Source organism: Clostridioides sp. ZZV15-6383, assembly GCF_020657735.1.
In the GTDB taxonomy this organism is placed as follows: Bacteria; Bacillota; Clostridia; order Peptostreptococcales; family Peptostreptococcaceae; genus Clostridioides; species Clostridioides difficile_D.
Window position 1 is genome coordinate 17,224 of record NZ_JAGWCV010000043.1, and the last position, 12,401, is coordinate 29,624.

Genomic DNA, 12,401 nt, shown 5'->3' on the forward strand with positions numbered 1-12,401 from the left:
CGTTTTGTGATATAATATCACAAAATGGACATTTAAGGACATTTAATTTTTTTAGTCTTGATGGGATTGAAAAGTGATATAGGGACAAAAAAAGTCCATTAGAATACAATAACAACGATTATAATAAAAAATTGACATAAAATCCAAGGAGGTAAAAAATGAAAACTATAGGATTACTAACAAGTGGAGGAGATGCTCCAGGAATGAATGCTGCGATTAGAGCGGTTGTAAGATCAGCAATATATTATGGATGCAAAGTATATGGAATCAATAGAGGATATAAGGGATTACTAGAAGAAGATTTAACTGAAATGAACCTATCTTCTGTTGGAGATATTATACACAGAGGAGGAACTATATTAAAATCTTCTAGATGTGAAGAATTTAAAACAGAAGAAGGTCGATTAAAAGCAGTAAAAATTCTTAAGAAATATAAAATCGATTGCTTAGTTGTAATTGGTGGGGATGGTTCATTTGCAGGAGCTCAAAAACTTAGTGACTTAGGATTCCCAGCTATAGGTATACCAGGAACTATAGATAATGATTTAGCATATACAGATTATACTATAGGATTTGATACTGCAATGAATACTATTATAGATGCTATAGGTAAGATAAGAGATACATCATCATCTCATGAAAGAGTTAATATAGTAGAAGTTATGGGAAGACACTGTGGAGATTTGGCTTTATATGCAGGTCTTGCAGGAGGAGCGGAAACTATAATAGTACCAGAAGTAGATATTACAGTAGATGAGGTTGCTCTAAGATTAAAGACTACTCAAAAAAGAGGTAAGAGACATAGTATAATCGTTTTAGCAGAAGGAGTCGGAAGCGCCAGCGATTTAGAAAAGGAACTGAAAAAAGAGTCAGGAGCAGATTTAAGAGTAACTGTATTGGGTCATGTCCAAAGAGGAGGAAGCCCAACTGTATCTGATAGAATACTAGCAAGCAGACTTGGAGTAAGAGCAGTAGAATTATTATTAGATGGAAAATCAGCAAGAGTTGTAGGAATAAAAGAAAACAAAATAATTGACTTAGAAATAAGCGAGGCTTTAGCTCAAAAGAAAGTATTTGATAAAGAAGCTTATGAGATGGCAAAAATATTATCTATATAAGTTTTAGTATTAAAAATAAATCTGTGGAATAATATCTCAGGAGGAGCAAATATGTTAAATAATGTAAAGAAGACAAAAATTGTTTGTACACTAGGTCCAGCATCACAAAGCGAGGAAGTTTTAACTCAACTTATGCAAAATGGTCTAAATGTGTGTAGATTTAACTTTTCTCATGGTTCACATGAAGAACATAAGGAAAGAATAGATATGGCAAAGAAAGTTAGAGAAAAATTAAATAAGCCAGTTGCTATATTATTAGACACTAAAGGTCCAGAAATTAGAACAGGTAATTTTGAAGACCCAGAGGTATTTTTAGAAGAAGGACAAAAGTTCACTATAACTATGAAAGATATTATAGGAACTAAAGAAATGTGTACAGTAAGTTATAAAGGTCTTGCTGAAGACGTTAAAGCAGGAGATTCTATACTAATAGATGATGGTTTAGTTGGTCTAAGAGTAAAAGAAATAAATGGAGAAGATATAGTTTGTATTGTTGAAAATTCAGGAGTAGTCAAAAATCACAAAGGAGTAAATGTACCTGGTGTTAAAATAAATTTACCAGCAATAACTCCTAAAGATATAAGCGATATAGAGTTTGGAATAAGTCAAGGAATAGATTATATAGCTGCTTCTTTTGTAAGAAAGGCATCTGATGTACTAGCAATAAGAGAAGTATTAGAGAACAATAATGCAACTGATATACAAATAATATCTAAAATAGAAAACCAAGAAGGTGTAGAGAACCTAGACGAAATATTAAAAGTTTCTGATGGTATAATGGTAGCTAGAGGTGACTTAGGTGTTGAGATACCAACTGAAGAGATGCCAATAGTTCAAAAAATGATGATAAAAAAATGTAATGAATTAGCAAAGCCAGTTGTAACTGCTACTCAAATGCTTGATTCTATGATAAGAAATCCAAGACCGACAAGAGCAGAAGTTACAGATGTTGCCAATGCTATATATGATGGAACAGATGCGATAATGTTATCTGGAGAAACTGCTGCTGGAAAATATCCTGTAGAGGCAGTAAAAATGATGGCTACAATAGCAAAAAGAACAGAAGAGACTTTAGACTATGACAGATTATTAAAGGAACATGGTACTAATAATGTTACAGTAACAGATGCAATAAGTCATGCAACTTGTACAACAGCAGTGGATTTAAATGCATCAGCTATAATAACATCTACTTCTTCAGGATACACTGCCAGAATGGTATCTAAGTTTAGACCAAAATCTCCAATAATAGCTACTACAAATAATGAAAAGACTATGAATAAATTAGCTCTTACATGGGGGGTTTACCCAATTAAATCTTCTGTTGCAGGAAATACAGATGAAGTTATAGAAAAAGCGATTGAAGCAGCTAGACAAGCAGATTATATAGATAATGGAGAATTGGTAGTTATAACTGCTGGAGTACCAGTAGGAGTAAGCGGAACTACTAACTTAATAAAGGTTCATGTAATAAGCGAAGAAATCGTGCAAGGTATAGGTGTAGGTACTCAAACAGTAGAAGGTAAAGTTCGTGTAATAAAGAATGGAGATACTTGTGTAGACTTTAATGAAGGAGACATACTGGTTTCTACTGCTACTGACGCTGAAATGAACAATTATATAGAGAAAGCAGGAGCTGTAGTAACTGAAAATGGTGGAATGACATCACATACAGCTATTGTAGGTATAAATTTAGATATACCAGTTATTGTGTCTGCAACTAATATAACAAATCTAGTAAAAGATGGAGAAGTTGTAACTGTGGATGCATCAAGAGGTGTGGTATATAGAGGTTCAACTAGAGTTTTATAAGAAAAATAATAAATTTATTTACCAAGGGGCTTTATAAGCTCCTTTTTTTTTGGTAAAATAAAATATTGTAGCTTAGTAAAAAATATAGTTTAATTAATAGCAATATTTTAATATAAATTTAAAGAAAAGAGTTTGTAAAGATTTAAATATAATAGATTGATTGGAGGGTGATTTATGCTTTCGAAAAACGAGGTGTATATTGTAGATATAGTAGACATTGGGCAAGGCGGAGTAGGAGTAGGAAAGTACAATGGTATTACAGTTTTTGTAGAGGGCGGATTAATACAAGATAAAGTTAAAGTTAGGATTAATAAAGTAAAGAAAAATTATGCTGTAGGAGATATTGTTGAGATAATAGAAAAGTCTCCATTCAGAGTGAAAAGAGTATGTAGTGACAATCTTAGAGATTGTGGAGGGTGTCAGATACAAGATTTAGATTATAATAAGCAACTTGAAATGAAAACGAATGAAGTTGAGCAAGTACTTACAAGAATAGGAAAGTTAGAGGATGTAGAAGTTCATGATACTATAGGAATGGAGAATCCATATAGATATAGAAATAAAGCTCAATTTCCAATACAAAAGAACAATGGAGTTCCAATTATTGGTTTTTATAAAAAGAAGACTCATGATGTAATATCAACAGAAAAATGTGTAATACAACATGAGATAAATGATAAAATCGTTAAGATAATAAAAACATATATAAGAGCTTATAAAGTAAGTATATATGATGAAAAGACTCATACAGGGTTAATTAGACATTTGGTAACAAAAATAGGTTTTACAACCAAAGAAGTAATGGTAGTATTAGTAGCTAATGGAAATAAACTTCCATATCTTAAAGAATTGGCTTCAGTACTTAAGGAAAATATACCTGGTTTTAAGACTTTGGTTGTAAATGTAAATCAAAAAGATACGAATGCTATTCTAGGAAGCGAAAATATAGTTGTCTATGGAGATGGCAAAATAAATGATTATATAGGTGACTTAGTATTTGAGATTTCACCATTATCATTTTTCCAAGTAAATCCTGTCCAAACTAAAGTATTATATGATAAAGCTCTTGAATATGCAAATTTAAAGGATACTGATACTGTTTTTGATATTTACTGTGGTATAGGTACAATATCTTTATTTTTGGCACAAAAGGCTAGAAAAGTTTATGGAATAGAAATTATAGAGGATGCCATAAAAGATGCTAAGATAAATGCTAAATTAAACAATATACATAATGCTGAATTCTATGTTGGTAAGGCAGAAGAAGTTGTTCCTAGGATGTATAGTGAGGGTAAGACTGCCAATGTAGTGGTTGTAGACCCACCTAGAAAGGGATGTGACGAAAAGGTATTAGAAACTATTGTTTCAATGAATCCAGAAAGAATAGTTTATGTTTCTTGTAATCCTTCTACTTTAGCAAGGGATTTAGATTATCTAAATATGCACGGATTTAAATGTGTTGAGGCACAGCCTGTAGATATGTTCCCTCATTCTACTCATGTGGAAACTGTGGCTAAAATAATCAAGCAATAGTAACGTTTATATAGATTATATTTTAATAATATATTGTATTTGCCACCATAAAGCGATTTTGGTGGCAAATTTAGTCTACAATCTATCAAAAATCTCTAAGGTTTTATTTTTAATTCTATAGAACTTATTATAGTTGCAATTTTATAAGAAATAGTCAATCTATAGATACTAGATTTTATACAACTCATTTTTTCCATAGAATCATCTATATATTCTATAGCTGAATATTATTCAATATTTTTGTATTGTAATTCATTAGCAAATGTGTGTACTACAAATGTCAATAAACATATGAAAGTACATATACCACTTATAATTACTTTTCTGAAACAATAAAATCATCTCTTCTTTCTTTTTTGATACAAATTTACATCTTTATTGCATCGTATTTTAAATAAAAAATAAAACTATGATATGAATAGTAGAAATCTATTTTAATTAGTTTCTAATATAAGACTATTTAAAGTAGATAAAACTAAAAAGGGTTCTCTAGAAAACAAAATCTATTTAATTATACTTACTTACTAATACCATCACTTGATGTAAACAAGATTCTACCACATTTTCTCCGTACTCTAGTATAAAGTCATCTAGTTGTGTATCTATAAAATCACAATAATCATATGAACTACCAATATAAGCAGTCAACATATGTGTACATCTATCCATTTTATCTCTAAACATATATATTATTATCCCCCTAAAAAACTTTCATAAAAACAAAAAGAGTATATCTTTTTGGCAACTGGCTGACATAACTCATAGTTTATTTTATAAGCGTTAGTCCCTATAGCTTTGCGTCACTAAATTTCTCTAGTTTTGCCGATTTAGTTTTATTCTACAATTACAATAATACAATAGAATTAGTTATTATTCAATATACTTGTTTGAAAATTAAATAAATTTATAAATATGAACATTATTTTATATCAAAAAAATAGACTAGATATGTAAAATATATGGAAAAACTTGACTGTATGTTTTGTATTAAAGAGCTTCTATTATTATTAATTTGAGTTAGACAAATTGAGGAAGAGATATACGATGGAATAAGAAATAATAAGTGACTAGTCTTTGTGATTAATACTGGAGTGAATATTAATCATAAAGACAGCCGAATTCTATAGACTAAAAATGATATAAACATAAATATATGAGTATGTTAAATTATACTTGAACATACTCATATTTTATGGTAAAATTTCAATAATAATTATTAGTAAAGGAGTGTCTTGCCTGATGTCAGAGTTATATATAATGGTAACCAACAAATAAATAGTTGGAGACGCATACGTGTTCTGTTTAATCAGAATTTTTAAGTGTATTTTTGATACATTTGATTGTTGTGTCTTACTCTGCCTTTATAGATAACTAACATTCGACAACAAATAATAATATTACATATTACTTTGTTAAATTGTGGTGTAGTGGGCTTTAATCTGCTACACTTTTATTAATTTTACATAGTATTATTTTGAATATAATTATGTTGAAATAGAAAATATTGAATTTTCTAGTCCACAGGAGTTTTCTGTTTTTTGTGTAGGTAAATATATATACCACATAAAAAGGCAGATATAAATACCTGTGGACTTTTTTTGTAGAAAATACAAGATATGGAGGTAATAAAAATGAATTATAAAAATAGAAAACGAGCTTATTATCAGGAAAATTCCTGTCTGGATAACTTTATTTGCAAAAATTGTGGTTGCCTTGTAGTTCCTGAAGGATCTGGAACACAACATAGAAATCATTGTCCACATTGTTTACATAGTCTTCATGTGGATATCATTCCTGGTGACCGTGCTGCAGATTGTGATGCTAATATGGAACCTATTGGAGTGTGGGTGAGAAAAAATGGTGAGTGGGCAATTATTCATCGTTGTATACGCTGCGGACATCTTAGTTCTAATCGTACTGCAGCTGATGATAATCCAGTGAAATTAATGTCAATTGCATTAAAACCACTGGCACAGCCACCTTTCCCACTAGAAAGAATCAATGAAAAGGTGGAAAAGGAGGAAACAGAATGAATGGTATGAAAAAGATTGATTTACAGGAATATGGTCTAGATAGTAGTTTTATTACTCAGAGTATGGAATGTCATGATTTGTACCTTGCTAGGATTATCTCACAAGAAAAGAACATTTATCAAGCTGTATGTACAAATGGTGTACTGTTTGCAGAGGTTTCCGGAAAACTACGTTTTGAGGCTACTATACCATCTGATTTTCCAACCGTTGGTGATTTCGTTATGTTGGATCGTTGCAATGATAAAAATGGTAATGCTATTATTCGTCATGTGCTTCATAGAAAAAGCTTGTTTGTACGTAAGGCTGCTGGAAAGACAAATGAGGAACAGGTGGTTGCAGCTAACATTGACATTGTTTTTATCTGCATGTCATTGAATAAGGACTTTAACATTCATCGATTGGAGAGGTATTTGTCTCTGGCATGGGAAAGTAGAGCTATTCCAGTAGTAGTACTTACTAAATCAGACTTGTGTGACAACGTGCATCGTAAATTACAAGTAGTTAATTCTATAACTTTGGGTGTAGATGTAGTTATTACCTCATCTTTAGAGGCAGATGGTTGTCAACAGATTTCTAAGTATATCAAACCAGGTTGTACTGTTGCCTTACTTGGTTCTTCAGGAGTTGGAAAATCTTCGTTAATTAATTGTATGCTGGGTGGAGAATTTTTAAATACAAAGGAAATTCGCATAGATGATGATAAAGGAAGACATGCCACGACTAGACGAGAGTTATTTTTAATTTCAGGTGGTGGTATTGTTATTGACACACCAGGTATGAGAGAATTGGGAATGTGGGATGTTTCGGAAGGTTTAGATAAAAGTTTTGTAGACATAGAAGCTTATTTCGGAAAATGTCATTTTCGTAATTGTACTCACACCTCAGAGCCAGGCTGTGCTATTTGGGAAGCTATTGCTCGTCAAGAACTTTCACCTAAAAGATGGGAATCCTATCGTAGGCTTAAAACTGAAGCAGTATTTGCAGATAATAAAAGCGATTACTTAGCAAAAAAAGAAAAGAAATTTAAAAATATCTCAAAAATAAATAAGACAATTAGAAGATGAGTGTAGTTTTTTTGTTCTGTTCATTCTATGAGTCTATATACTATTAATATATTAAATTTGCCATTAATTTGTTACTTTAATGTGATTTTGATGGCAAATTTGGTTTGTGGTATTATTTAAGGCAATTTATTAATTTTTTTAATAAAGTTTGATTTTTTATATGATGATGTATACATATTTGTTATGATAGACTCTTATTATAAAGAGTTCTTATGTAAGATAAGAAGATGTATATTTATACTAATACATAATAGAGTATGTGTTTATGTATGATAGAGATGTTTCTTAAAAGCAAAACTGTAATATTGCTAATTTATAAAGTAAAAATATATGAATTATAAATATAAATAAAATATTTATAAAAATTATTGTTTTAATTTATAATAAAAATTTTTTATTATAAATAATGCTCAAACTTACAAAATTATTAACTAATTATTTGTAAATGTATACTTTTGATGGTAGAATATAATTAAGTCAGGTTAGCTTTTTATAAAGCATAAATTTGTTTTAGAGGGGTGAAATCAATGAAAATATCTAGTCAATATAGAAGTCAATATTCATTTAGATATGAAAGTAATATAAATAATACAAGAATTAATGAAAATATGGTTAAGAAAAATGAAACTGTAGGAAAAGACACTTATTTATCTAATATTATGAAACAAAAGCAAGAACTTAATGATAGAATTAGAGATTTAAAAGATAGACAAGAGGTTTATACTAAAAAAATAAATGAAGCAATCAAGAACTTATATAAATCAGAAATAAGAGAAACAACTAATAACTTTTCTAATATAGGAACAGGTATTAAAAATAACATTATAGAAGATAGAAATAAAAGTACAATGTTAGATGAAATTTCAACTTATCTAAATACAAATGATGAAGAAGAATCTTTAATCACTAAAGAGTTTAATGAAAAAATTGAAGAAGAAATATTAAATGATGAAAAATTAGAAGAGTTAGAACAAAAAAAGGAGTATAAAGAGGATTCTAATAAAAAAGAGAAAATATCTGAAGACTTATCTTTATTAGGTAAAACTCGTGAAGAGCTTGAAAATATGCTTGAAAATTTTATAAATTTAACACAAGAAGAAATAATAAAACTTGAGTCGAGAATAGAAAAGTTAGATGAGAATGCTGAAGAATATAAACAAAATTTAAAGACTAATATATTTGATAAAACAGATGAACAAAAAAAACATATAAATGTACTGGTTTAAACAGTATGTTTAAAAAAAATAAGTTTATTATATAATGAAAAGATAAAGATATAATCTCAATACACTTTTACTAAATCAACAATTTGTGAATCAGACTTAATTTCAATTATACTAATAGCCATATATTTATAAGTTAATAATTTTATGTTTTTAAAAAGAATTAAATAAGGGGGAGTAATATGAAGAAGAATATATTAACTACTGTGATTACCATGATTATTGTATTGATGATGAGTATGACAGTAATGGCAGAGCAATATCAAGGGGATGAAACATTTAGCTTGAAAAAACAGAGTGCTAATGGAAGTAATCAAACTAGTGTAGGTACAATGGATGGCATAGTGCAAACACAGGCAATAAGTAAAGGTGCCAATTATGACCCGAAGTATCCTCTTAAAGGAATGTTAACACAACTTGGTCTTAATACAACAGGTAAAGAAGGTTGGGATTTAAACTATGGAGGAAATCAAAATGGAGTTGAGCTTCGAGCAGATGGTAAATATTATTATATAAATAAGGGTATGGAAGGGTTAGGATTTTATGCGGCAGCATTAGCAGGTGGTTCATATCAGAGAATAGGCTTTGGAAAACTTGACCCTATAGAAGTAATAGCCGATGGAGATTGGATTTCTTACAAACAAGCTCAAGATACAATTACAGTAATCAGGAATTTTTTAAATAGTTTTGACTGGAGAAATGCATCTGAGATGGAAAGAGCTAATAGAGCTGCAAAATTGGTAACCGAAGCAAAATATGCAGACGCTAAATATTGTCACATAGTCTATGGTAATCTGGTTGATAAACGTGGTACGTGTGCAAGTTTTGCAAGTAGCTTTCATTTATTAACAAGGTTAATGGGAATGAATTCACTACTTATATTAAATCCGTCATTAAATCATGCTTGGAACTATATACAAATTGATGGGAAATGGTATAGGTTTGATGGGTCTGAAATATCAGCTTTTGGTGGAACATTAGACTTTGATAACTTAAAATTAAAGGATGCAACAAGAGAGATGACTACTTATTATGATGCTAAGGCATTGTCTATATTAGGATTTAATCAATAAAAACAGGAAAGGCTTCTTATGGAGCCTTTTTTATTGATTTGCAATTCAATAAGACATTGTCTGTATTAGGATTTAATCAATAAAATCAAAAAAAGGCTCTTTATAACCCCTTTTAGGTGTTTTTTCAAGCAAAATTTTTTATATTATCATTAGTTTTAATCAAAAAATATAGTACTCTGGAGTTATTTTTAAAATAAAATTATTAAACCACGATAGTCATCATGTTGACAATATTTAGAGCTTATGATATTCTATAATCGTCAATATGGTGGCTATTATAGTTATATTAAAAATAGTTGATTTATATAGCTGTATGTAAAAATATATTATTATTTGTTTCAAGTTTGGTAGCTAAAGATAGAGTAAAAAGAAGTATTTATTAATTGGACTACTAAATCCAACTTATGGCCAAATAAATATTCTTGGTCTGGATAGTGAGAAAAATCATAACAAAATATTGAAGTAACTTGGGTGTATGATTGAATCTCCAGTTTTCTATGACCATCTCTCTGCTACAGAAAATTTAAAAGAAAGCTATAAAATGATTAGAGTGAGGAATTAAAAGTGTTTTATTAGAAATATAATTGTGTAGAAGAGCAAGATTAATTAAAACTCTATCCAAATAATTAGATATAATTTTTATGCGGAAGGGAGGTCTGTAAATGTCTAATTGTTTAGAATATATTTTAAATAGAATCAATGTACAGAAAAATAAACAAAATGAGTGATATATATTATTCAGAAAATTGTAAACAAGACAATATTTATGAGCAAGATAATTTACTAGCACAAAGGTTTAATTTGTTTTCTCTGTTAAAGTTTGCATTTCCTACTATTTTTATGATGATTTTTATGGGGCTATATACAATCGTAGATACTATATTTGTATCAAGATTTATTAATACAAATGCTCTATCAGCGATTAATATTGTATGTCCAATTATTAATCTTATAGTTGGACTTGGAACTATGCTTGCCACTGGAGGAAGTGCTATTGTAGCACGTAAGATGGGTAATGGAAATATTGAGGAAGCAAATAAAGCTTTTTCTTTAATCGTATTATCAGGAGTTGTAATTGGGGTAATAATTACTGGTATCGGTGTTGCATTTATGGATACTATCATTATATTGCTAGGAGCAAGTGATGTTTTAATTAAATATTGCCGTTCATATCTTTTTATTATCTTGGTTTTTGCCTCTGCAAATATATTACAAGTATTATTTCAATGTCTATTTGTAACAGCTGGAAAGCCTCAATTTGGATTATGGTTAGTTTTAGGTGCAGGGTGTACTAATATAATTCTTGACTATGTGTTCATTGTTCTGTTACAAATGGGTATTAGTGGAGCAGCACTTGCAACTGGAATAGGATATCTAATTCCTACTATTTCAGGTATAGTTTTCTTTTCAAAAAATAAAGGAGTGCTTAAGTTTTGTATACCTAAGCTAGATAAAAAAATATTATTTGAAGCTTGTTTTAATGGTTCGTCTGAAATGGTAGGTCAACTATCAACAGCAGTTACTACTTTTTTATTTAATGCTATGATGATGAAATTAATTGGCGAAGATGGAGTTGCAGCTATTACAATAATTATTTATTCTCAATTTCTTTTAACTTCGCTTTATATAGGTTTCTCAATGGGTGTTGCACCAATAATAAGTTATAACTATGGAAGTGAAAATAATACTCAGTTAAAGCATGTTTTTAAAATTTGTATATTATTTATTTCAGTAGCATCTTTATTGGTATTTATCTTCTCTATATTATGTTCACCAACTATTGTAGAAATTTTTTCTCAAAGAGGAAGTAGAGTTTATGAAATTGCAAGGTCTGGATTTTATATATTTTCTTTTAGTTTCATTTTTTGCGGATATAATATTTTTACATCATCTATGTTTACAGCATTGTCAAATGGTAAAATATCTGCAATATTATCCTTTCTACGTACATTTGGATTTATAACTATAGGTTTGTTGATATTGCCAAATATATTGAATATAAATGGGATATGGTTAGCAGTACCAAGTGCTGAGGTTTTAACTTTATTTTTAACCGTTTTTTATATATGCAAGTATAAGAATAGATATAATTATATGTAGGTATTAAATAAATAGTTAGATAGATATTTTATGTTTTAATAAGTAATAAATATATACTATTGAAAATTAAAATTATAAATTGACATAAAGAAGTAATAAAAAATAACATATAAAAATTTAAAAGGGAGTTGAACTTAAAGTTTGATTAGAAAAAAATTAATTTTAAGACAACTCCTTTTATTTTATTATTGTATTAATCAGTATCTGTAAGTGTATTAGTCTTAATATTATAAACTTTGAATGAAATTTTTAGTTCATGAGGCACTCTTTTTGTATGAAATCAAACATATTTTCATCATTTCAATGATGAAAAAGAGACTTATCTCTATTTTAGTATAATCCCCTTATAGTAGACATTTAAATAAAAGGCCATTATAATAGGTCTAAAAAGTGTATACTCTAAGGGGGTTTTTCTATGTCTAAAAAACACAAAAAATATAGCAAA

9 protein-coding genes and 1 riboswitch are annotated in these 12,401 nt (G+C 29.1%); of the genes, 8 read left to right on the top strand and 1 reads right to left on the bottom strand.

What is annotated here, in order from left to right:
- Nucleotides 1-158: 158 nt before the first annotated feature.
- The 3 genes from pfkA (at nt 159) to rlmD (ending at nt 4,463) form a co-directional block, all read left to right on the top strand.
- Nucleotides 159-1,118 (top strand): 6-phosphofructokinase, encoded by a 960-nt coding sequence (gene pfkA / locus KGF42_RS14265; protein ID WP_054275253.1) that lies wholly within the window; start codon nt 159-161, stop codon nt 1,116-1,118.
- Between the two features lie 51 nt (nt 1,119-1,169).
- On the top strand, nt 1,170-2,930 hold the full coding sequence (gene pyk / locus KGF42_RS14270; RefSeq protein ID WP_227823427.1) for a pyruvate kinase: 1,761 nt from the start codon (nt 1,170-1,172) through the stop codon (nt 2,928-2,930).
- Nucleotides 2,931-3,104: 174 nt separating this feature from the next.
- The gene (gene rlmD / locus KGF42_RS14275) at nt 3,105-4,463 is read left to right on the top strand and encodes a 23S rRNA (uracil(1939)-C(5))-methyltransferase RlmD (RefSeq protein WP_227823426.1); all 1,359 of its coding nucleotides are present in this window, start codon (nt 3,105-3,107) and stop codon (nt 4,461-4,463) included.
- Between the two features lie 507 nt (nt 4,464-4,970).
- Here rlmD and KGF42_RS14280 read toward each other — a convergent pair.
- Complete coding sequence (locus KGF42_RS14280; protein WP_003416990.1) at nt 4,971-5,147, bottom strand: hypothetical protein; 177 nt, start codon at nt 5,145-5,147, stop codon at nt 4,971-4,973.
- Nucleotides 5,148-5,200: 53 nt separating this feature from the next.
- Nucleotides 5,201-5,297: riboswitch (cyclic di-GMP riboswitch) on the bottom strand.
- 797 nt (nt 5,298-6,094) lie between these two features.
- On the opposite strand from KGF42_RS14280, the gene KGF42_RS14285 reads away from it, so the two are divergent.
- The 5 genes from KGF42_RS14285 (at nt 6,095) to KGF42_RS14305 (ending at nt 11,956) form a co-directional block, all read left to right on the top strand.
- The gene (locus tag KGF42_RS14285) at nt 6,095-6,496 is read left to right on the top strand and encodes an RNHCP domain-containing protein (protein WP_227826554.1); all 402 of its coding nucleotides are present in this window, start codon (nt 6,095-6,097) and stop codon (nt 6,494-6,496) included.
- Nucleotides 6,493-7,560, top strand: coding sequence for a ribosome small subunit-dependent GTPase A (gene rsgA, locus KGF42_RS14290; protein WP_227826555.1), 1,068 nt, complete (start codon nt 6,493-6,495; stop codon nt 7,558-7,560). Before KGF42_RS14285 ends, rsgA begins: the two co-directional genes overlap by 4 nt.
- Nucleotides 7,561-8,087: 527 nt before the next feature.
- Entirely contained in the window at nt 8,088-8,786 is a 699-nt protein-coding gene (locus tag KGF42_RS14295; RefSeq protein ID WP_227826556.1) for a hypothetical protein, read from the top strand.
- 179 nt (nt 8,787-8,965) lie between these two features.
- Nucleotides 8,966-9,856, top strand: a complete 891-nt coding sequence (locus KGF42_RS14300) for a hypothetical protein (RefSeq protein ID WP_227823264.1) — start codon at nt 8,966-8,968, stop codon at nt 9,854-9,856.
- 720 nt (nt 9,857-10,576) lie between these two features.
- Complete coding sequence (locus tag KGF42_RS14305; protein WP_227823263.1) at nt 10,577-11,956, top strand: MATE family efflux transporter; 1,380 nt, start codon at nt 10,577-10,579, stop codon at nt 11,954-11,956.
- Nucleotides 11,957-12,401: the final 445 nt, after the last annotated feature.